This is a genomic window from Ottowia oryzae (genome assembly GCF_003008535.1).
Taxonomy (GTDB): domain Bacteria; phylum Pseudomonadota; class Gammaproteobacteria; order Burkholderiales; family Burkholderiaceae_C; genus Ottowia; species Ottowia oryzae.
Window position 1 is genome coordinate 2,655,285 of sequence record NZ_CP027666.1, and the last position, 20,369, is coordinate 2,675,653.

At 64.1% G+C, this 20,369-nt stretch carries 20 protein-coding genes; 12 read left to right on the plus strand and 8 right to left on the minus strand.

The window, feature by feature from the left end; all coding sequences use genetic code 11:
* Positions 1–102: 102 nt before the first annotated feature.
* Positions 103–531: an RnfH family protein gene (locus tag C6570_RS12090; RefSeq protein WP_106703438.1), complete on the minus strand. Its 429-nt coding sequence runs from the start codon at positions 529–531 to the stop codon at positions 103–105.
* On the minus strand, positions 528–980 hold the full coding sequence (locus C6570_RS12095) for a type II toxin-antitoxin system RatA family toxin (RefSeq protein ID WP_106703439.1): 453 nt from the start codon (positions 978–980) through the stop codon (positions 528–530). Before C6570_RS12095 ends, C6570_RS12090 begins: the two co-directional genes overlap by 4 nt.
* 92 nt (positions 981–1,072) lie before the next feature.
* Between C6570_RS12095 and smpB the strand changes: the two genes are divergently transcribed.
* Complete coding sequence (gene smpB, locus C6570_RS12100; RefSeq protein WP_106703440.1) at positions 1,073–1,552, plus strand: SsrA-binding protein SmpB; 480 nt, start codon at positions 1,073–1,075, stop codon at positions 1,550–1,552.
* Between the two features lie 173 nt (positions 1,553–1,725).
* Positions 1,726–2,145 (plus strand): COG4315 family predicted lipoprotein, encoded by a 420-nt coding sequence (locus C6570_RS12105; protein ID WP_106703441.1) that lies wholly within the window; start codon positions 1,726–1,728, stop codon positions 2,143–2,145.
* Positions 2,146–2,507: 362 nt separating this feature from the next.
* On the opposite strand, the gene typA is transcribed toward C6570_RS12105, so the two are convergent.
* From typA to rimP, 6 genes are all read right to left on the minus strand, one after another.
* A complete protein-coding gene (typA, locus tag C6570_RS12110; RefSeq protein WP_106703442.1) occupies positions 2,508–4,337 on the minus strand; it encodes a translational GTPase TypA in 1,830 nt (609 codons plus the stop codon).
* Entirely contained in the window at positions 4,334–5,335 is a 1,002-nt protein-coding gene (truB, locus tag C6570_RS12115) for a tRNA pseudouridine(55) synthase TruB (RefSeq protein WP_106703443.1), read from the minus strand. Before truB ends, typA begins: the two co-directional genes overlap by 4 nt.
* The gene (gene rbfA / locus C6570_RS12120) at positions 5,332–5,709 is read right to left on the minus strand and encodes a 30S ribosome-binding factor RbfA (RefSeq protein WP_106703444.1); all 378 of its coding nucleotides are present in this window, start codon (positions 5,707–5,709) and stop codon (positions 5,332–5,334) included. Before rbfA ends, truB begins: the two co-directional genes overlap by 4 nt.
* A 70-nt stretch (positions 5,710–5,779) precedes the next feature.
* Positions 5,780–8,734: a translation initiation factor IF-2 gene (gene infB, locus C6570_RS12125; protein WP_106703445.1), complete on the minus strand. Its 2,955-nt coding sequence runs from the start codon at positions 8,732–8,734 to the stop codon at positions 5,780–5,782.
* A 24-nt stretch (positions 8,735–8,758) separates the two neighbouring features.
* On the minus strand, positions 8,759–10,243 hold the full coding sequence (gene nusA, locus C6570_RS12130; RefSeq protein ID WP_106703446.1) for a transcription termination factor NusA: 1,485 nt from the start codon (positions 10,241–10,243) through the stop codon (positions 8,759–8,761).
* Between the two features lie 79 nt (positions 10,244–10,322).
* Complete coding sequence (gene rimP / locus C6570_RS12135; protein ID WP_106703447.1) at positions 10,323–10,889, minus strand: ribosome maturation factor RimP; 567 nt, start codon at positions 10,887–10,889, stop codon at positions 10,323–10,325.
* Positions 10,890–11,137: 248 nt separating this feature from the next.
* Between rimP and C6570_RS12140 the strand changes: the two genes are divergently transcribed.
* The 10 genes from C6570_RS12140 (at position 11,138) to C6570_RS12185 (ending at position 20,280) form a co-directional block, all read left to right on the plus strand.
* Entirely contained in the window at positions 11,138–11,422 is a 285-nt protein-coding gene (locus tag C6570_RS12140) for a phosphopantetheine-binding protein (RefSeq protein WP_106703448.1), read from the plus strand.
* A 115-nt stretch (positions 11,423–11,537) separates the two neighbouring features.
* Positions 11,538–12,128: a COG4648 family protein gene (locus tag C6570_RS12145; protein ID WP_123812257.1), complete on the plus strand. Its 591-nt coding sequence runs from the start codon at positions 11,538–11,540 to the stop codon at positions 12,126–12,128.
* Entirely contained in the window at positions 12,118–13,470 is a 1,353-nt protein-coding gene (locus C6570_RS12150) for an AMP-binding protein (RefSeq protein ID WP_106703450.1), read from the plus strand. Before C6570_RS12145 ends, C6570_RS12150 begins: the two co-directional genes overlap by 11 nt.
* 14 nt (positions 13,471–13,484) lie before the next feature.
* A complete protein-coding gene (locus tag C6570_RS12155) occupies positions 13,485–13,787 on the plus strand; it encodes an ApeI family dehydratase (RefSeq protein WP_106703451.1) in 303 nt (100 codons plus the stop codon).
* 128 nt (positions 13,788–13,915) lie between these two features.
* Entirely contained in the window at positions 13,916–14,704 is a 789-nt protein-coding gene (locus tag C6570_RS12160) for a lysophospholipid acyltransferase family protein (RefSeq protein ID WP_245896180.1), read from the plus strand.
* Positions 14,705–14,789: 85 nt separating this feature from the next.
* Positions 14,790–15,275 (plus strand): LolA-related protein, encoded by a 486-nt coding sequence (locus tag C6570_RS12165; RefSeq protein WP_245896181.1) that lies wholly within the window; start codon positions 14,790–14,792, stop codon positions 15,273–15,275.
* 133 nt (positions 15,276–15,408) lie between these two features.
* Positions 15,409–17,709: an MMPL family transporter gene (locus C6570_RS12170; RefSeq protein ID WP_211297594.1), complete on the plus strand. Its 2,301-nt coding sequence runs from the start codon at positions 15,409–15,411 to the stop codon at positions 17,707–17,709.
* On the plus strand, positions 17,706–18,377 hold the full coding sequence (locus C6570_RS12175) for a phosphatase PAP2 family protein (protein ID WP_123812258.1): 672 nt from the start codon (positions 17,706–17,708) through the stop codon (positions 18,375–18,377). The genes C6570_RS12170 and C6570_RS12175 overlap by 4 nt, the downstream gene beginning before the upstream one ends.
* Positions 18,378–18,659: 282 nt before the next feature.
* Positions 18,660–19,463, plus strand: coding sequence for a lysophospholipid acyltransferase family protein (locus tag C6570_RS12180; RefSeq protein WP_106703455.1), 804 nt, complete (start codon positions 18,660–18,662; stop codon positions 19,461–19,463).
* A complete protein-coding gene (locus C6570_RS12185) occupies positions 19,456–20,280 on the plus strand; it encodes a glycosyltransferase family 2 protein (RefSeq protein WP_106703456.1) in 825 nt (274 codons plus the stop codon). The genes C6570_RS12180 and C6570_RS12185 overlap by 8 nt, the downstream gene beginning before the upstream one ends.
* Positions 20,281–20,369: the final 89 nt, after the last annotated feature.

A 20,369-nucleotide genomic window follows, 5' to 3' on the forward strand; every position in this document is an offset into this window, starting at 1 on the left:
ATCAATAGTGCAGCAAATCAGAAATGTTTTTTTCGCCAGAGCCTTGGCGAAAAGTCTGGGCCTGCGGGGCACCCAGCGCATTCGTGCGCCCGAGGCTGCTCGCTAGTAGCCGGACTTGGCTCCCGGCCTAAGCTGCTTGAACAAGCCCGCTTGCCCCGCGCCTTGAGCCCGAAAACGCTCGCGCCGCGCCAGTTTCGGGTCAACGCGCAGCGCGCGCCAAACCTCCACCCGATCGGCGTCGCGCAGCGGCTGGTCCGGCGCGGCCTTGCGGCCCCATATGCCGACGTGGCCCGGGCTCAAGTCCAGATCAGCAAAGCGCTGGGCCAGGCCGCTGGCCTGCACCGCTTGCGCCAACGTGGCGCCGGGCGGCAACTGCAGTGCCACCTCAACCACCTCGCGCGGTGCCGGCGCATAGGCCACCGTGATGTTCAGCGGTGCGGCGCTGATGGCGGGTGCGCAAGACGACTCGGCGCCACTCGCCCCCTGCGCCGCGCTGGCGGGCTGGTCGTCGGGCGACGGGCTCGCGCTCATGCCTTGGAGGCGCCGTACACCTGCTCGGCCCGCTGCACGAAGGCATCGACCATGGAGGTGGCGATTTTGTCGAACACCGGGCCGACCAAGGTCGCCAGCAAGGCGTTGGAAAAGCCGTAGTCCATCTTCAGGTCGACGCGGCAGGCGCGTTCGCCCTCGCCGCCCACGGGCGTGAACGTCCAGACGCCTTCCAGCTTGGAAAACGGCCCGCTGACCAGGTGCAGGCGCACCTCGCGGCCGGGCACATGATCGTTGCGGGTGGTGAAAGTCTGCGTGACGCCCTTGAAGCCGATACCGACCTCGGCGGTCATGCCGTGCTCGTCCTGCGACAGCACCCGCGCGCTGTTGCACCAGGGAAGAAACTCGGGATAGCGCGCAACGTCGATCACCAGATCGAACATCTCCTGCGCCGAGAACCAGATCAGAACGGACTTGTGGACGGATTTCATAGAATGCGCGTTTGCCCGATTCTAGGCGTGCCGTCGTCGCTGCCTGCCGGGCAATCGCTTGCAAAGCGCGCCGCGCGCACCATATTGCCAAGATGGCCACCAAGAAACCCAAGTCGCCCAACCCGGTCATCGCCGAAAACAAGAAAGCCGGCTTCAACTACTTCTTTGAAGAGCGCTACGAGGCCGGCATGGTCCTGGAAGGCTGGGAAGTGAAGGCCCTGCGCGCGGGCAAGGCACAGCTGACCGACGGCTATGTGGTGATCCGCAACGGCGAACTGTTCGTGATCGGCGTGCAGATCAACCCCCTGGGCACGGCCAGCACGCATGTGCGACCCGATTCCGTGCGCACCAAGAAGCTGCTGCTGCACGCCGAGGAAATCCAGCGCCTGATCGGCAAGGTGGAGCAAAAGGGCTATACGCTGGTGCCGATCAACCTGCACTGGAAGAACGGCCGCGTGAAGTGCGAAATCGCCCTGGCCAAGGGCAAGGACACGCACGACAAGCGCAGCACCATCAAAGAACGCGAAGGCAAGCGCGAGGTAGAACGCGCGATGAAAGAGCGCCACCGCTGAAGCGCGGGGCGGCGTTTTGCTCGCCGCGAGTGCCGTTTTTGACGGCCGGATCTGGCAGCGAACAAGCCGCCCTGCCCTGCGGCGCAGCCGCTGCCGGCGCCTCGTCCGACAGGGGCTGGCGCGGTGCGGGGCTACACTTGACCGGTTTTCCACCGTACATGGAGGTTCCGCTCATGAAGGCACTGATTTCCGCCACCGCCATTGCCGCCGCGCTGCTGGCAGGCTGCTCCACCCAACAACCGCAAACCAACGCGGACATGGCCAAGGCCGGCGCTGGCGCCCCCAGCACGCCCACCGTGGCCACCGACGGCACGCTGATCGGCCCGGATGGCCGCACGCTGTACGTCTACTCGCGCGATGCGCGCGGCAGCGGCAAATCGGCATGCGTGGACCAGTGCGCCGCCAACTGGCCGCCGCTGGGCGTGGCCAGCACCGCGCAGTCGATCGGTGAATACACCGTGATCACCCGCGCCGATGGCAACAAGCAGTGGGCTTACAAGGGCATGCCGCTGTACTACTTCGCCAAAGACGCCAAGCCAGGCGACAAGCTCGGCCAGGGTGTGGGCGGCGTCTGGGCCGTGGCACGTCCCTGATCGGCAGCACCGAAATGCCGGGGCCCTTGACCGGGCGGCCCGGCCAACAAAAAAGCCGTGGTTCGCCACGGCTTTTTTGTTGTGCGCGTTGGTGTTTGCGTGGCGCTGGGCACCCGTTGATCACGGGATGTGTCATTGGGCACTGGGACGCCAGTTCGTCAACTGGCACTGCACGATTTACTCATTTTTTCAGAGCTACTCACGCAGGCTGGACGAGCGCCAGATCTGTATTTGACTCGCAACTCAGACGAGGCCCGATCAGACAGCGAGGCACCTCGAATCCAAGCGCCCACGCCGCAGCGGCACCCCGGCGGCCGGCAACGCGCCTGCACGCGCCGCCTAACCCTTGCCTCAAATGCCGCTCAAGCCGATTCGCGGCTGGCGCGCTTGCGCTCGTGCTCTTTCAGGTGGCGCTTGCGCAGGCGAATGCTCTTGGGCGTGATCTCGACCAGTTCGTCGTCCTCGATGAATTCCACGCCGTATTCCAGGGTCAGCGCGATCGGCGGGGTCACCTTGATCGCGTCTTCCTTGCCCGACACGCGGAAGTTGGTCAGCTGCTTGGTGCGCGTGGCGTTCACCACCAGGTCGTTGTCGCGGCTGTGGATGCCGACGATCATGCCCTCGTACACCGGGTCGTTCGCCTTGACGAACATGCGGCCGCGGTCGTCCAGCTTGCCCAGCGCGTAGGTGAAGATCTCGCCGTCGTCCATCGAGATCAGCACGCCGTTCTTGCGACCGCCAATGTCGCCTTTGTGCGGCTCATAGCTGTCGAAGATGTTGCTGATCAGGCCAGAGCCGCGCGTCAGGTTCAGGAATTCGTTGCTGAAGCCGATCAGTCCGCGCGCTGGGATGCGGTATTCCAGGCGCACGCGGCCGCGACCGTCCGATTCCATGTTGACCAGCTCGCCCTTGCGTTCGCCCAGCGCCTGCATCACGCCGCCCTGGTGGCCTTCTTCGATGTCGGCCGTCACCAGCTCGATGGGCTCGTGCTTTTCACCGTCGACGTCGCGGAAGACCACGCGCGGCTTGGACACCGCCAGCTCGTAACCTTCACGGCGCATGTTCTCAAGCAGGATGGTCAGGTGCAATTCGCCCCGGCCCATGACCTCGAACACGCCTTCTTCGTCGGTTTCGTTCACGCGCAGGGCCACGTTGCTCTGCAGCTCTTTTTGCAGGCGGTCCCATATCTGGCGGCTTGTCACGAACTTGCCTTCACGCCCGGCCAGCGGGCTGGTGTTGACGCAGAAGTTCATCGTCAGCGTCGGCTCGTCCACTTTCAGCATCGGCAGCGGCTGCGGGTTGGCCGGGTCGGTCAGGGTGACGCCGATGCCGATCTCCTCAATGCCGTTGATCAGCACGATGTCGCCGGGGCGCGCTTCCTTGACCTGCACGCGGTCCAGGCCTTCAAACGTCAGCACCTGGTTGACGCGGCCCTTGAACTGCTTGCCATCAGGGCCTTCCATCACCAGCACTTCCTGCATGGGCTTGAGCGTGCCGGCGTTGATGCGCCCCACGCCGATGCGGCCGACAAAGCTGGAGTAGTCGAGCGCGGAAATCTGCAGCTGCAGCGGCGCGTCGGCCGAGCCTTCGTGCGGCTTCACGTGCTTCAAGATCGTGTTGAACAGGGCCGACATGTCGGGGCCCCACTGTTCGCCCGGCGCACCCTCTTCCAGCGAAGACCAGCCGTTGATGCCCGAGGCGTAGACCACGGGGAAATCCAGCTGCTCGTCGGTGGCGCCCAGCTTGTCGAACAGGTCGAACGCGGCGTTGACCACCTTGTCGGGGTTGGCGCCGGGTTTGTCCACCTTGTTGACCACCACGATGGGCTTGAGGCCCAGCGCCAGCGCTTTCTTGGTCACGAAGCGCGTCTGCGGCATGGGGCCTTCCTGCGCGTCGATGAGCAGCACCACGCCGTCGACCATGGACAGCGCACGTTCCACCTCACCACCGAAGTCCGCGTGCCCGGGGGTGTCGACGATGTTGATGTGCGTGCCTTCCCAGCTCACGGCGCAGTTCTTGGCCAGGATGGTGATGCCGCGCTCGCGCTCGATGGCGTTGTTGTCCATCACGGTATCGACCACTTTTTCGTGGTCGGCGAAGGTGCCCGACTGGCGCAGCAGCTGGTCAACCATGGTGGTTTTGCCATGGTCAACGTGGGCAATGATGGCGATGTTTCGAATCTGGTTGCTCATACGGAGGTTTCTGTGTGAAGGGCCGCGGCGGGCGCTTGTGGCGCCGTGGCGGCTTGCAGGATCTGCTGGATTTCGAGAGGGCTGAGTAAACGGTTGGGAATCAATTCGCCTGCCATGACGTGGGCGGTGCCCAACAGCGCACGCGGGCTGTCGCCAAAAACGGCGACCTGCGCAGCATCGGGCCACGCACCGCGCCGGCGCATGCCGGACAGAAAGCGCCCGGCATCCTCGCTGCCGAGCGTGACGGCCGTGTGATCGGGCAGCAGCACTTCGGGCGGTTGCAGCGCAGCGTGACGCTGCGGCTCGGGCATCGCCTCAAGCGATTCGAGCGTGACGCACTGCGATTGCATAAAGGGCCCGGTAGCCACGCGGCGCAGGCGCGTCAGGTGGCCGCCGCAGCCCAGCGCGGCGCCAATGTCCTCGCCCAACGTGCGGATGTAGGTGCCCTTGCTGCAGGTCACTTCAATAATGATAGCTGGCGCCGCAGCGTGGTCCTGCGCCAGCGCCAGTTTCAATGCATGAATGACGACCTGGCGCGGCGCGCGTTCCACTTCAACGCCCGCTCGCGCGTATTCGTATAAAGCCTTGCCGTCCTTCTTCAAGGCGCTGTGCATCGGCGGGATCTGCCCGATGGCGCCGGTGAAGCGCGCCCGCACGGCATCCAGCTGCTCAGGCGTGATGGAGGGCACAGGGCGCTCTTGCACGACGTCGCCCTCGGCATCGCCCGTGGTGGTGGTCACGCCCAGGCGCAGCGTGGCCTCATAGCGCTTGTCGGCATCGAGATGCAGGCCGCTGAACTTGGTGGCCGCGCCAAAGCACAGCGGCAACACGCCGGTGGCCAAGGGGTCGAGCGTGCCTGTGTGCCCAGCTTTTTCAGCGCGCAGCAACCACTTGGCCTTTTGCAGCGCCTGGTTGCTGGACAGGCCCAGCGGTTTATCGAGCAGCAACACCCCATGCACCGGGCGCCGCTGCACCCGTGCACGTGGGGTGGCGGTCATGACGCGTCGTCGTCCTTCGAACGAGAGGCCACCGCCTTGGCGATCAGCGCGTTCATGTCCGATGCGCGCTCTGTCGTGCGGTCGAACATGAAATGCAGCGTGGGCACGGTGTGGATGTGCAGGCGCTTGAACAGCAGGTTGCGCAAGTGGCCCGCAGCATGGTTGAGCGCCTCCTGGGTCTCTTGCGGGTCGCCGGTCAGCACGCTGAAAAACACCTTGGCGTGCGCGTAGTCGGGCGTGACTTCAACCGCGTTGAGCGTGATCATGCCCACGCGCGGGTCCTTGACCTCGCGCGCGATCAACTCGGCCAGATCGCGCTGGATCTGGTCGGCGACGCGAAAACCCCGGTTGGGAACTGAACTCTTACGGGCCATGACTTCAGGCCTCCAAAGCTATGAAAGTAGTAGCTGCCAGCGCTGGTTGCACCTGCGCTGGCAGCCGATTTCATGCCAAGGTACGGGCGATCTCCTTGATCTCGAAGATCTCCAACTGATCACCTTCTTTGATGTCGTTGTAGTTCCTGAGCTTGATACCGCACTCGAAGCCTTCCTTGACTTCCTTGACGTCGTCCTTCATGCGCTTGACCGATTCGATCTCGCCCGTGTAGATGACTACGTTGTCGCGCAGCAGGCGGAAGTGCGCATTGCGCTGCACCACGCCGTCGAGCACGTACGAACCAGCCACGGTGCCGATCTTCGATGCGACGAACACGGTGCGGATCTCGGCGTGGCCGATGACTTCCTCGCGGCGCTCGGGCGCCAGCATGCCGGCCATGGCGGTCTTCAGCTCGTCCACTGCGTCATAAATGATGCTGTAGTACTTGATGTCGACGTCGTTGCCTTCGGCCAGCTTGCGCGCACCGGAATCGGCGCGCACGTTGAAGCCGATCACGATGGCTTTCGATGCGATGGCCAGGTTGATGTCGGACTCGCTGATGCCGCCCACGCCGGTGTAGACCATCTGCACCTTGACCTCGTCGTTGCTGAGCTTGAGCAGCGAAGCGGCCAGCGCCTCTTGCGAGCCCTGCACGTCGGCCTTGAGCACGATCGGCAGCGTCTTGACTTCGCCGGCCGTCATGTCGGTGAACATGTTCTCCAGCTTCGCAGCCTGCTGTTTGGCCAGCTTGGTGTTGCGGAACTTGCCTGCACGGTAGGTGGCGATTTCACGCGCGCGGCGCTCGTCGACCATGACCATGAAGTCGTCACCGGCCTGCGGCACTTCGGTCAGACCCTGGATTTCCACCGGAATGGACGGGCCTGCCTCTTTGGTCGGTCGGCCGTTTTCATCCAGCATGGCGCGCACGCGGCCAGAGGTCTGGCCCGCCAGCACCACGTCACCCACTTTCAGCGTACCGGATTGCACCAGCACGGTGGCGACCGGGCCGCGGCCCTTGTCCAGGCTGGCCTCGATCACCAGACCCTTGGCGGCGGCGTCGACCGGGGCCTTGAGTTCCAGCACCTCGGCCTGCAGCAGCACTTGCTCCAGCAGATCATCAACGCCCTGCCCGGTCTTGGCGGAAACGGAGACGAAGGGCGAATCGCCGCCGTACTCTTCGGGCACCACCTCTTCAACCACCAGCTCCTGCTTGACGCGATCCGGGTTGGCTTCTGGCTTGTCGATCTTGTTGATGGCCACGACGATGGGCACGCCAGCCGCTTTCGCGTGCTTGACGGCTTCCCTCGTCTGCGGCATCACGCCGTCGTCTGCAGCCACGACCAGGACAACGATGTCGGTGGCCTGAGCGCCACGGGCACGCATGGCCGTAAAGGCCTCGTGGCCAGGGGTGTCAAGGAATGACACCACGCCGCGCGGCGTTTCGACGTGGTAGGCGCCGATGTGCTGCGTAATGCCGCCGGCTTCACCCGACGCCACTTTGGCGCGGCGGATGTAGTCCAGCAACGAGGTCTTGCCGTGGTCGACGTGACCCATGACGGTAACGACCGGCGGGCGCGGCAAAGCGTCAGCCGCCTGTGCTTGCACTTCCTCGTCGGTGAATGCCTCGGGATCGTCCAGAGCGGCAACCACGGCGGTGTGGCCCATTTCCTCGACCACGATCATGGCCGTATCCTGGTCCAGCGGCTGGTTGATGGTGACCATCTGGCCCATCTTCATCAACGCCTTGATGACCTCGGATGCCTTGATCGACATCTTGTGCGCCAGCTCCGCCACGGTGATCGTCTCGGGCACGTGCACTTCGATGGCACGGTGTTCGACCGGCGCCGATGCGACGTGGCGGTCATCGCGATCGCGCTCGCCGCGGCGGCCACGCGGGCCACCGCGCCAGTTGTTGCGGCCCACACCACCCGAGCTGTCGCCACGGGTGGGAATGCCTTTTTTCTTGGCGGGATCGCCTGCCCAGCTGGAAGACAGCTTGGCGGATTTGACTTCCTTGGCGGCGCCCGGCGCGCCCGCTTTGGCGGCAGTACCGGCCGCCGGCTTGGCAGCCGTACCTTTGGCGGCATCGGCGGATTTCGCTTCGTCCGGCTTCTTGGCGACCAATACTTTGCGCGGCGCGCTCATCATGGCGCGAATGGCCTCGGCCTCGGCCAGCGCCTTGCGGCGGCTGGCCTCCTGCTCACGGGCCCGGGCGGCTTCGTCCTCAGCCTCGGTGGGCGCAGCGGCGGCAGTCACAGGCGCCGGCGCCGCAGGTGCCACGTCCGCGGGAGCGGAAGCGGAAGACACAGAAACATTCGCAGGTTCGGCAGCGTCCTGAGCCTGTGCAGTTGCGGCGGGCGTGGCGGGCGCTTGCGCAGGCGCAGGCGTGGCGGCAACATCTTTGGCAGCCTTGGCATTGGCGCGCTCGGCAGCCTCTTCACGCGCACGGCGACGTTCGGCCGCATCCTCTTCCTGACGGCGCAGCAACTCGGCGTGGCGACGCGCTTCCTCTTCGCGACGGGCGCGTTCAGCGTCGTCAATGATGGAAACGGGAGCCGGCGCTGGCGCGACTTCGGCAGGGATCGGGGCCGGTGCCGGTGCTGGCGCTTCGACAGGCGCTGGCGGTGCTACGGGAGCGGGCGCGGGTGCAGGAGGCGGCGGTGGAGGCGGCGGCGCAACCTCGGCTACCGGCGGTTCGGCAACGGGCGCCGTCGCGACTTCGTCGTCGCGCTTGACGAAGGTGCGCTTCTTGCGCACCTCCACTTGGATGGTTCGTGCGCGGCCGCTGGCGTCCGCCTGCTTGATCTCGCTGGTTGACTTTTTGGTCAAGACAATCTTCTTGCGTGCGGCGCTGGATGTGCCGTGGCTGGCTTGAAGGTGGCTCAGCAGCCGCTGCTTGTCCTGCTCTGTCAGGGTGTCGGAAGCGGATTGCTTGCTGACGCCGGCGGCCTGCAACTGCTCCAGCAGCGCTTCGGTCGGGCGCTTCAGTTCATTGGCGAGTTCTGCAACTGTGGTGTTCGACATAGGGTTCCGTAGTCTCCATGATCTTTACTCTTGGTCCGTGAACCAGTGCTCTCGCGCCTTCACGATCAGGGCGCGGGCATCGTCCTCGGACTGGCCAGTGATGTCGGTGAGTTCGTCCACCGCCAGGTCGGCCAAGTCGTCACGGGTTTGCACGCCGGCTTCGGCGAGCTTGGCAATCAATTCGGGCGTCAGCCCTTCCAGGTCGCGCAGATCCTGCGAAACCGAGTCAACGCTTTCCTCACGCACGATTTCCTGGGTGAGCAGCGCATCCTTGGCGCGTGCGCGCAGTTCGTTCACGGTCTCTTCATCGAAGCTCTCGATGTCCAGCATTTCCTGAATAGGCACATAGGCCACTTCTTCCAGGCTGGTGAAACCTTCCTCGATCAGGATGTCGGAGATCTCCTCGTCGACATCCAGCTTTTCCATGAACAGCTTGCGCAGCGAAGAAGTCTCTTCTTCCTGCTTTTGCGCCGATTCGTTCGCGTCCATGATGTTGATCTTCCAACCGGTTAGATCAGACGCCAGACGCACGTTTTGCCCACCACGCCCGATGGCGATGGCCAGGTTTTCCTCGTCCACAACCACGTCCATGGCGTGCTTTTCCTCGTCCACGACGATGGAAGACACGTTGGCAGGCGCCAAGGCGCCAATCACGAACTGAGCCGGGTCTTCGGACCACAACACAATGTCCACTCGCTCGCCAGCCAGCTCGTTGGTGACCGCATTGACGCGCGTACCACGCACGCCAACGCAAGTGCCAATCGGATCGACACGCTTGTCGTGGCTGATCACCGCGATCTTGGCGCGGCTGCCTGGGTCGCGGGCGCAGCTTTTGATCTCGAGAAGACCTTGCTCGATCTCAGGCACTTCCTGAGTGAACAGCTCGACCATGAACTCGGGCGCCGAGCGCGACAGCAGAATCGGCGCACCGCGCAGGGTGAGATCGACTTCCATGATCATGGCGCGCACGCGGTCGCCACTGCGCAGGTTCTCCTTGGGGATCATCTCGCTTCGGCGCAGGCGCCCTTCCACACGGCCAGACTCGACAATGATGTCGCCCTTGTCCATGCGCTTGACGGTGCCGGTGAAGATCTTCTCGCCACGGCTCATGAAATCGTTGAGCAGCATCTCGCGCTCGGCGTCGCGGATCTTCTGCAGGATGACCTGCTTGGCGGCCATCGCGCCAATGCGCCCGATGGGCACGGACTCCACCGGCTCTTCAATGTATTCGTCCACCTCGATGTCGGGAATCTGCTCTTTGGCCTCGAACAGCAGGATTTCCTGCTCGGGCAACTGCAGGCCCGCCTCATCAGGCACCACGTGCCAGCGGCGGAAGGTTTCGTAGTCGCCCGTGTCGCGGTCCACCGCGACGCGCATATCGACTTCACCCTGATAGAGCTTCTTGGCAGCCTGGGCCAGTGCGGCTTCGACGGCGCCGAACACGACGTCGCGCTCCACGTTTTTCTCGCGCGAGATTGCCTCAACCAGCATCAACATTTCGCGGTTCATATGTCTGTCAACTCGTTCTTTAACTCTTGAAATGAGAGCGCCTGACGCGCCTTCAACCACAGGCGAACCCTGCTCGCGCTCAGGATTGGCCTTCTGCAGGCTTGCGCCCCTTGAAATCCACCAGCGGCGCCAGGCGCGCTGAACTCAGTTCGTCCAACGTGAAGCCGAGCACTTGCTCGGGCGCTTGCGGGCGCTTGGCGCTGACGCGCTGACCAGGCTTGACCGGCGCCTCATCGCGCCAGACGATCTGCCAGCCGCCATCCACCCCTTTTTGCAAGGCGCCACGAAACTTCTTGCGGTTGGCACTGACCAATCCCTCTGCACTGGTGCCGATGGGCGCCTTGAGCGTCAGATCAACCACCTCGCCTGTGAAGCGCTCGAAATCCTGCGCATTGCGCAAAGGCCGATCGATGCCGGGGGACGAAACCTCCAGACGGCGGTAATCGGCCCCCTCCACCTCGAGCACATACTGCAGCTGCCGTGTGACACGTTCGCAGTCTTCCACGGTAATGGGGGCGGGCTGGGCGTCCGCAGACCACGGGAAATCGATAGTGACGCGCAGCAATCCACCGGCGGAACGCTCGATTTCCACCAGGTCGTAACCCAACCCCCGCACGGTATCGTCTATTGTCTGCTGCAGCGCCACTGAAAGAAGCCACCTCGGCCCGCCGCTCAAAAAACGACAGGCAAAAAAAAGGACGGTATAAACCCGCCCATTTGGTCGTGAATTGTGATTATTCTACCACAAACGCGCCTTGATGTCACTCGAAGCTTCTGTGTGGCGAGGACTGTACATCGCGGCTCGCGTCTGTTGATACCGTCAGAGGCGCAAGCAGCGGAACTGCCTTTTCGCTTGGGCGATAATTTTGCTTAAGTTAGTACGACAACATTCCCATGAACAGCACTGCGCCCGCGCCCTCTGAAGACCTCCTCATCCGCGAAGTTGCCCAACTTTTGGTCACATCCCTGAACCTGGACATGGCGCCCGAAGACATTGCTCCCGACACGCCGCTGTACGGCGACGGGCTGGGTCTGGATTCCATCGATATTCTTGAAGTGGCACTGGCAGTCTCCAAGAAGTACGGGTTTCAACTCCGTGCTGACGACGAGAACAACGAGGCCATCTATTCTTCACTGCGCAATCTGGCGCGCCATATCGCTGCGCACCGGAAAACCTGAGTCAATGCATCACCGTGCCAGCAGTACAGGGTTGCCTCTGCCACTTGTTCTGACAGGGCTTGGCGTTTGTGCGTACGCCATCGCGGTGTTCTGGAGCAGCAGACACCCCTCCGCGTTGACCCTCATTCTGGCGGCGGTTCCCTTTGTCTCGCTGACCGCCGTGGTGGCCAAAGGGGCCGTACAAGGTGAGGCGCCTGTTGTGCAACGCGTTGTCCGCGCATTACCGCTTGTCGCTGTCGTATTGTTTCTGGCCATTGCATGGCAGCCGTTGCTCAACAATGTGCGCCTGGTCTACCTTGCGGACCATCTGGGTGTGCATACGACCTTGTGCTGGCTCTTTGCGAGAACGCTGCTGCCGGGCCGAACGCCGCTGTGCACCGAGTTTGCCAGTTGGGTTCATGAAGACATGACCCCGCAACTGCTTTGGTACACCCGGCAGGTCACCAAGGCTTGGGCGTTGTTCTTTGGTTTGATCGTCCTGACTTCTATTGTTTTGTTCGCGCTGGCGGAGTTCACGACCTGGATTGCTTTCTCGACGATGGTCGGCCCGGCGTTGACGGCGTGCTTCTTCTTGATTGAAAACCTATGCAGAAGTCGCTTTTTGCCGCCAAAGGATCGCGTTGGGCTCGCTGGCACATGGCGCGCAGTCCAGGCCCGTACCCAGAGCAAAGCCCCCACCCCGAGCAAGGTACGGCATGAGTGTTGAGACACGCCCACTGACCAGCCATACCAATGGCGACGCTTTGGCATGGGATGAAAGCGGCGCGGTCACCGTCGACGCCTTCTATCGCAGCGTGGTGCGGATCGCGCAATCGCTTCCGCCAAGCCGGTACGTGGTCAACACCTGCCAGGATCGTTACCTATTCATGCTGGGATTCGCGGCAGCGCTGATCAGCGGCAGACCGACGCTGATGCCGTCCAGCTTCACTGCGGGCACGCTCCAGCAGATACAAGATCGGTATCCCGACATCATTTGCCTTCATGACGGCACCCAACGGGCCGAAGGCCTGCGCGAGTGGCGCATTTCGGACACGCAAGAGCCACTTGACGCAGGTGAGGTGACCGCCCCTGAGATCGACGTCAACCAGATCGCAGCCATCGTCTTCACGTCGGGCAGCACGGGCGAACCCACCGCACACGCCAAGACCTGGGGGCGCCTTTGCGTCAACGGCGCCTCTGAGGCCGCTCGGCTGGGCTCCGCAGGCCACACCATCGTGGCTACGGTGCCAGCGCAGCACATGTACGGCTTTGAATCCAGCGTGCTGCTGGCAATGCACGGAGGCTCATCCGTTTGGCGTGGCAAGCCTTTTTATCCAGCCGACATTGCGGCAGCGCTGGCGGCTTCGCCACGCCCACGCATGTTGGTAACCACGCCCTACCACCTATCCAACCTGGTGGGCTCGGGCACCGAAGTGCCTGAGTGCGACCTGCTGCTGTGCGCTACGGCGCCACTGTCCACCGAGTTGGCGACCACGGCCGAGGCGCTGTTTTCAAGCCCGCTCTTTGAGATCTATGGCTGTACTGAAAGCGGCCAAGTCGCCAGCCGCCGCACGGTGTCCGGCCCAGTTTGGCAGTTGCTTCCCGGCCTTTCCATGGCGTCTGATGAGAGCGGCGCCTGGGTCAGTGGCGGGCATGTCGAGGGTCGCGTCGCGCTGACAGACCAGATCTCACACCTTGGCGGCGATTTGTTCCGGCTGGGCGATCGGCACAGCGACATGGTGAACATCGCTGGTAAACGCGCGTCGCTGGCGGCGCTGTCTGCCACCTTGCGCGGGTTGCCGGGTGTGGTGGATGCTTGCTATCTGTTGCCGCATGCGTCATCCGCGTCGCCGCCTGAGAGCATTCAACGCTTGGCCGCGCTCGTCGTCGCACCGGCGTTGAGCGTGAACGACATCACCACAGCCCTTCGCCATGCCGTTGATCCGGCGTTCTTGCCACGTCCGCTGCTGAAAGTGGATGCGCTGCCGCGCAACGCCACGGGTAAGGTGCTCGCGAACGAGTTGCAAGCGCTTTTTCAACGCGCCAGAGCCGCGGCGCCAGCACCATGAGCGCATTACCGCCTATGGATCAGACGCTCACCGTCAATTTCACTTGCCAACACGCCTCGGCACGGTTTGCCGGGCATTTCCTGCGGCAGGTTGTCGTACCAGGTGCGGCGTTGCTTGATAGGGTCATCCTGGAAGTCGAGGGCGCCATGCACGAGCGCGTCTTGGCGGTCAAGCAGGTGAAATTTCTGAATGCGGCGCTACCGGACGATGCTTTCGCCCTGCGTGCGACAGTGACTGGCGCGACCGTCCGCTTTGATTTGACGAGCGGCACGCGCACGGTGTGCACCGGCTCCCTCGCATTGGGGCCAGCAGCTTGACCCCCCTGTCGCCGCCAGACGAGCGGCAAGCCAGCGAGTGGGCGCAGCGCCCCGAGCGAAGCTCCTTCGCGGTCATGCGCCTGATGCGTTGGCTTTCGCTGAACCTGGGCAGGCGCGTCAGCCGCTGGGTGCTTTACCCCATCGCTGCCTACTTTGTTTTGTTTGCGCCGGCAGCCAAGCGGGCAAGCAAGCAGTATCTGACGCGAGCGCTGGGTCGTGAAGCGCGGATCAAGGACGGCTTCCGCCACGTCATGTCGTTCGCCTCGGTCGTGCACGACCGCGTCTATTGGCTCAGCGATCAACACGAACTCTTCGATATTCGCATCACGGGTGAGGCGATGGTGCAGGCGTACCAGGCCGCCGGGCGCGGGGTGATTTTCATGGGCGCCCATTTCGGCAGCTTTGAGGCGCTGCGTGTGCTCGGTCAGCGCAACGGCCTGAACGTGCGCATGCTGATGTACCCCGACAACGCGCGCATGGTCACGCAGACTCTGGCGGCCATCAACCCAGCCTTGACGGACAGCGTGATTGCCCTGGGGCGGTCTGACTCCATCCTGCGGGTGCGCGACCAGTTGGCTGAAGGTGGGTGCGTCGGCATTCTGGCCGACCGCAGCGTCGCCGGAGAAGGCGGCACCACGTCGCTGGATTTCCTGGGTTCGCCGGCCGAGTTTCCCGAAGGGCCTTTCCGGCTGGCCGCGCTTTTGCGGGCGCCCGTGGTTTTCATGGCGGGCGTTTACCTCGGTGGCAACCGGTACCATCTTTTCTTTGCGCCGGTGGCTGATTTTCAAGACGTGCCGCCCGCTGAACGCAACGCCGCCATTCGCAATGCACAGGCGCGCTATGTGCAGCTGCTTCAGGAAAAATGTCTTGAAGCCCCCTGGAACTGGTTCAATTTTTATGATTTTTGGAAGCCATAGAATTTTCGACCGCCGTTGGGCGATCACTGCGCTGGCCTTGGCGCTCTGCGGGCCGGCATGGGCTGAGTGGGACATCTCATCGCTGATGCAGCAGTTGGCCAAGCACCCCGGCGGGCGCGTCAACTTCACGGAAACCAAGACCTTGTCCGTGCTGGACCAGCCCGTGGTCAGCAGCGGTGAGTTGATCTACAGCCCGCCTGATCGGCTTGAGAAGAACACGCTCAAGCCCGTTCCAGAGTCGTTGGTCATTCGGGGCAATGATCTGACTGTGGTGCGCGATGGCGTCAAGCGGCAGCTCAGGTTGCCACAGTACCCCGAGGTACTGGCCTTCGTCGAGGCCTTGCGGGGCACCCTCGTGGGCAACCGCAGTCTGCTGGAGCAGCACTACGCGCTGGCTTTGTCCGGTACCGAGCGCGACTGGCGCCTCGTGCTGACCCCGTTGGACGACCGCATGAAACGCTGGGTCAAGCAGATCAAGGTTCAAGGATCGGACAAGGGGCTGAGCACGGTCGAGACCTTGCAAGCGGATGGCGACAAGTCTGTGATCGCGATCACGCCCGATGCGCGCTGAAGGTTCCGGATCGCCCGGCTTTCCCCTCGATCGACCTGTCAGCGCGCCAGCCCGGTACGCGGTTATCGCTGTCTGGCTGATCCTGGTTGTGGTGAGCCTGTGGGTGTTGAAAGGCGCACGCCTTAGCACCGACATGTCGGCGTTTCTCCCAAGCAACCCGGATGAGCATCAGCGCCTTCTGGTCGACCAGATCAAGGATGGTGCCCTGTCGCGCATGGTGTTGATGGGTATCGAGGGTGGCGACTCGGCCACCCGGGCCGCCACATCCGAGCGCCTGGCCAAGGCGATGCGAGCCGACGGCGCTTTCGCCAGCGTGGTCAATGGTGACGCCGCCAGCCGCGAGCTCGATCAACACTACCTGATGCAGTCGCGCTACCTGCTCAGCCCGCGGGTCACGGCAGAGCGCTTCAGTGCAGAGGGATTGCGTGGCGCCATCCAGGGCTCCATCAACGCATTGGGCGGCTCGGCCGGTCTGTTGCTGAAAGCCATCTTTCCGCAAGACCCCACGGGCGAACTGCCGGCGCTGATCGAACGCATGACCAACGGCCGCATGCCATCGTCACAAGACGGCGTGTGGACGTCCGCCTCTGGCGACATCGCCCTGCTGGTGGCGATGACGGCGGCGCCCGGGACAGATACCGACGCACAAGAGCAGGTGCTGGCACGCATCCGCTCGGCTTTTGACGCGGCGCGCGAGGGCGCCGACGTGCGCCTGCTGATGTCGGGCACGCCCGTCTTCTCGGTCGATGCGCGTCGCACCATCCGCGCCGAGATTGAGCGCCTCTCGCTGGTCGGCGGGCTGGCCATCCTCACGATCATGCTGGCCTTCTATCGGTCCGCTCGCAACGTGGTCATCGGCCTGATCCCCGTGCTGACAGGCATTGTGGTGGCCGTGGTGGCGGTGTCGCTGGGCTTTGGAACCGTGCACGCCATCACCGTGGGATTTGGCACGACCCTGCTGGGCGAAACGCTGGACTACAGCATCTACTACCTTGTGCAGTCGGGCAACAACGCGAACTGGCGACGCGAATACTGGCCGACCATCCGCCTGGGCGTGGCCACTTCGATCTGCGGCTTTGCGGCGCTGCTCTTCTCCAGCTTTCCCGGTCTGGCACAGCTCGGGGTGTATTCGATCGCGGGTCTGCTGACTGCGGCGGCGGTCACCCGCTTCGTGCTGCCCGTGCTTCCGGCGCGCCCCGTGCCGGACTCCAGCATCCATTGGCTGGGCGGAAAGATGGCCGGCGTAAGCCTGCAGGTGCGTCGGCTCAAGTGGCTGGCCGCGCTGTTGGCCGTGGCTTCGTTGGCCATCGTTCTGGTCAACCACGATCGCCTTTGGGCGAAGGGCCTCTCCGGCCTGAACCCTGCGCCCCTGAATCTGCAAAAGCTCGACGAACGCCTGCGGCGCGAAGCGGGTGCGCCCGACTTGAGCCACATGCTCGTGGTGTCCGCGCCCACGGCCGATCAGGCGCTGCAAGCTGGGGAACAGGTTGAGGCCAGCCTCGCGCCGCTCGTACAGAGCGGGACCATCGCACGCATCGACAATCCCGCGCACTTTCTGCCGAGCACCGCCGCGCAGCAAAGCCGACGCAGTGCGCTGCCCGACAGCGCCGAGCTATCTGACCGCCTACGGCAGGCGGTGGCCGCGCTGCCCGTCAAGGCAGATCGGTTTCAGCCGTTCGTCGAGGATGTTCAAGCGGCCAAGGCGGCGGCGCCCATTACCCTGCAAACGCTCAAGGGCACCAGCTTCGAGTTTCTGCTTCAGTCGCTGCTGCTTCATCGTGACAGCGGTTGGGCCGTGCTGATGCCCGTCGCCCTGCCAGAAGGCGCAGCCAAGGCACAAGCGGCCCGATCAGCCATCGAAGCTGCCCTTGGCCACGCAGAACCGCGTCAACAAGCCTACTTTCTGGACATGGACCGGCAGGCCACCGAAATGTTTGGCCAGTACTTGAACGAGGCACTGGTCTTCTCGGTGGCCGGCGTAGTCGGTGTGGTTTTGCTGCTGGCCTTGGCACTGCGGCAACCGGCGCGGATCGCGCGGGTGCTTATGCCACTGGTGGGTGCTGTGGTGATCGTGATGGCGGCGCACGTTCTGGCGGGTACGGCGCTGACGCTGTTGCACTTGGTGGGCCTCCTCCTGATCGTGGCGGTGGGCTCCAACTACGCGCTCTTCTTTGATCAGAGCTTCGGCCCTGCCTCGGCCTTGACCCAAGGCGCGCTCCAGCGCGGCCTGAGCCGCACGCAGGCCGCGGCCCTGGCTTCGCTGGCCCTGGCCAACGTTTCCACCATGATCGGGTTTGGCATTCTGGCCTGGTCGCAAGTGCCGGTGCTGCACGCTATCGGCGCCACGGTTGGGCCCGGCGCCCTGCTCGCTTTGCTGCTGGCGATGGCGTGGTCTGGCGCACGTGAGGGGCGCACACCTGAGGTGGCCGCTTGAATTCCGCCCCATACGGCGCCGATTCGCGCGGCTGGCTGCGCTCTCTTCGCACCCGAGTGGCCACGCTCTGGTGGCTCAAGGCCTTGGGCAACACCGTGTTTTTGGTGGTGTTCTTCCAGCTGTATCTGTGGCTACAAAAGAACCCCCTGTTTGCGGTCACTCAGATTCCCGCCACGGCGCTGGACGATTGGATCGGCTTTCAGCCATGGACGATCACCCTGTACCTGTCCCTGTGGGTGTACACCGCGCTGCCGGTCGCGCTGCAACCGGACAAACCTCGCCTGCTGCGTTACACAGGCGCCATCAGCGTGCTGTGCCTGATCGCCTTGCTGGTATTTTTGGTCTGGCCCACCTCGGTGTCTGACGCCGTGGGCGTTCGGCCAGCCAGCAACGGGCTGTTTGCGATGCTCTACGCCGTCGACAGCACCGGCAACGCATGCCCGTCGCTGCATGTGGCGGCCTCGGTCATGTCGTGCATGTGGCTCCAGGCCATCCTGACGCAGGTTCGCGCCCCAGCGTGGCTGAATGCCGTCAATGTGGCGTGGTGCCTGGGCATTGTCTTCTCTACCCTGGCCACCAAACAGCACTTGCTGCTGGATGTGCTGGCCGGTGTGGCGTTGGGTATTGGCATCGGCTGGGCTTCGTTGCGCCGCGCCAAGCCAGTTTGAGCTGGGTGGCGATGCAATAATCAATTGCAACCCTAGGAGCAACGGCCCGCGCCACCCGCCGGCCGATCACTATGACCCGTCTTTCTCCGCATGCCCTCATCGGCGCATCCTCACTGCCGCGTGGCGACCGCCGCAGCGTGGTGGTTGGCTGCGCCGCGCGACGGGCTTCAGATCGCCGCCCCGCTGGCGCCCAACACGAGGGTGCCGCGTCGGAATGAGTCGGGCCCGAGGGTGCGCGCTGCAAGTAGCGCCCTGTGCAGTCCTGGGCATGCCACAGCCACTATGACCCGCCCCCTCGCGATTTTCCGCCGCGCTGCCGAAGGTGCGGCCATGGTGCTGGGCCTCGGCCTGCTGGCGGTCATTTGCCTGACGTGGACGCCCTTCGCCATGGTGCTCGGCCCCCTGCTGCCACAGCCCATTGGCAAGCGCATCGGCCGGCGCGCCATTCAAACCGGGTTTCGGCTTTACGTCGAGCTGCTACAACTGCTTTGCAGCTGCCGCTTTGACCTCAAAGCGCTGGACGAGCTGGCGCGCCGCCCCGGGCCGATGATCGTGGTGGCCAACCACCCTTCCCTGCTAGACGCCGTGCTGCTCGTCTCGCACCTGCCCAACGCGGTGTGCATCATGAAGGCGCTGCTGATGCACAACCTGTTCCTGGGCGCGGGCGCCCGAATGGCCCGCTACATCGTCAACGACGCGCCGCTGCCCATGATCCGCAGCGCCATTGCCGAACTGCGCGACGGCGCGCGGCTGATCATCTTTCCCGAGGGCACGCGCACCTCGGCGCCGCCGGTCGGCCCCTGCGCGGCTACCGCAGGCGTGATTGCAGCGCGCGCGGACGTGCCCATTGATGTCGTCGTGATCGAGATGAGTTCGCCCTACCTGGGCAAACACTGGCCGCTGACCCGGCCGCCCCAGCTGCCACTGCACGTGCGCGTGCGCCACGCGGGGCAGATGCACATCGCCACCGCCGACGCCCAACGCTTTGGCACAGACGTGCGCGACGTGCTGGCCCGTGCACTGGGCACCGCCCCCGAAACCACCGGGCACGCTGCGATCAACGAAGAAATCAACGGCCATGGCTGAACCTGAACGCCCCAAGGCCCAGACGGAAGGCGCGGCACCAGCCGCCTCCGCCACGCACATGGTGCTGATTCCCAGCTACAACCCAGGCGTCAAGTTGCGCGACACCCTGCACGCTGCACGCGCGCACTGGTCGCCCGTGTGGGTGGTGGTGGACGGCAGCACCGACGGCAGCGCCGACTGGCTGCGCGCACAGGCCGCGCAAGACCCTGGGCTGCGCGTGATCGTGCTGCCCGAAAACCGCGGAAAAGGTGCGGCCGTGCTGCATGGTATTGAACTGGCGGCTCGCGAAGGCTTCACCCACGCCCTGACCATGGATTCTGACGGCCAGCACCCGGCCGAGCTGATCGAGCAGTTCATGCACGCGTCGCAGGCAGCGCCGCAAGCCATGGTGCTGGGCGTGCCGCAATTCGGTGCCGAGGCGCCGCGCATCCGCGTGCTGGGGCGCAAGGTGTCGAACGGCTGGGCTAACCTGGAAACGCTGGGCGCAGGCATTGGCGATTCGCTCTTCGGGTTTCGCGTCTACCCCATCGCGCCGCTGATCCGCGTGATGCGCGGCCAGCGCTTCATGCGCCGCTTTGACTTTGACCCCGAAGCCGCCGTGCGCTTGGCATGGGCGGGCGTGCCGCCGGTCAACCTGCCGGCGCGCGTGCGCTACTTTTCAGCCGACGAAGGCGGTGTGTCGCACTTCAAATACCTGCGCGACAACACCTTGCTGACATGGATGCACGCGCGCCTGTTTTTGGGTTTTCTGGTGCGTCTGCCGGTTCTGCTGGGGCGCCGCCTGCTGCCTTCAGAGCGGCCGAACATGAAGCATTAAAAACGGCTCTGGCGCCCTACCCACCAGCGCCGGCAGCTATTTATATAATAGCATCAAACTTCGTTTGTCTTCGCGTCAAACGTTCGTCA

Bases quoted from the DNA above. Each gene is read 5' to 3' on its own strand.
- rbfA (WP_106703444.1), bottom strand. From the start codon at position 5,709: ATGGCCCGTAAGAGTTCAGTTCCCAACCGGGGTTTTCGCGTCGCCGAC.
- C6570_RS12170 (WP_211297594.1), top strand. From the start codon at position 15,409: ATGTCGGCGTTTCTCCCAAGCAACCCGGATGAGCATCAGCGCCTTCTG.
- truB (WP_106703443.1), bottom strand. From the start codon at position 5,335: ATGACCGCCACCCCACGTGCACGGGTGCAGCGGCGCCCGGTGCATGGG.
- smpB (WP_106703440.1), top strand. From the start codon at position 1,073: ATGGCCACCAAGAAACCCAAGTCGCCCAACCCGGTCATCGCCGAAAAC.
- typA (WP_106703442.1), bottom strand. From the start codon at position 4,337: ATGAGCAACCAGATTCGAAACATCGCCATCATTGCCCACGTTGACCAT.
- C6570_RS12095 (WP_106703439.1), bottom strand. From the start codon at position 980: ATGAAATCCGTCCACAAGTCCGTTCTGATCTGGTTCTCGGCGCAGGAG.
- C6570_RS12105 (WP_106703441.1), top strand. From the start codon at position 1,726: ATGAAGGCACTGATTTCCGCCACCGCCATTGCCGCCGCGCTGCTGGCA.
- C6570_RS12155 (WP_106703451.1), top strand. From the start codon at position 13,485: ATGGATCAGACGCTCACCGTCAATTTCACTTGCCAACACGCCTCGGCA.
- C6570_RS12185 (WP_106703456.1), top strand. From the start codon at position 19,456: ATGGCTGAACCTGAACGCCCCAAGGCCCAGACGGAAGGCGCGGCACCA.
- C6570_RS12180 (WP_106703455.1), top strand. From the start codon at position 18,660: ATGACCCGCCCCCTCGCGATTTTCCGCCGCGCTGCCGAAGGTGCGGCC.
- C6570_RS12165 (WP_245896181.1), top strand. From the start codon at position 14,790: ATGCAGCAGTTGGCCAAGCACCCCGGCGGGCGCGTCAACTTCACGGAA.
- nusA (WP_106703446.1), bottom strand. From the start codon at position 10,243: ATGAACCGCGAAATGTTGATGCTGGTTGAGGCAATCTCGCGCGAGAAA.
- C6570_RS12140 (WP_106703448.1), top strand. From the start codon at position 11,138: ATGAACAGCACTGCGCCCGCGCCCTCTGAAGACCTCCTCATCCGCGAA.
- infB (WP_106703445.1), bottom strand. From the start codon at position 8,734: ATGTCGAACACCACAGTTGCAGAACTCGCCAATGAACTGAAGCGCCCG.
- C6570_RS12150 (WP_106703450.1), top strand. From the start codon at position 12,118: ATGAGTGTTGAGACACGCCCACTGACCAGCCATACCAATGGCGACGCT.
- C6570_RS12090 (WP_106703438.1), bottom strand. From the start codon at position 531: ATGAGCGCGAGCCCGTCGCCCGACGACCAGCCCGCCAGCGCGGCGCAG.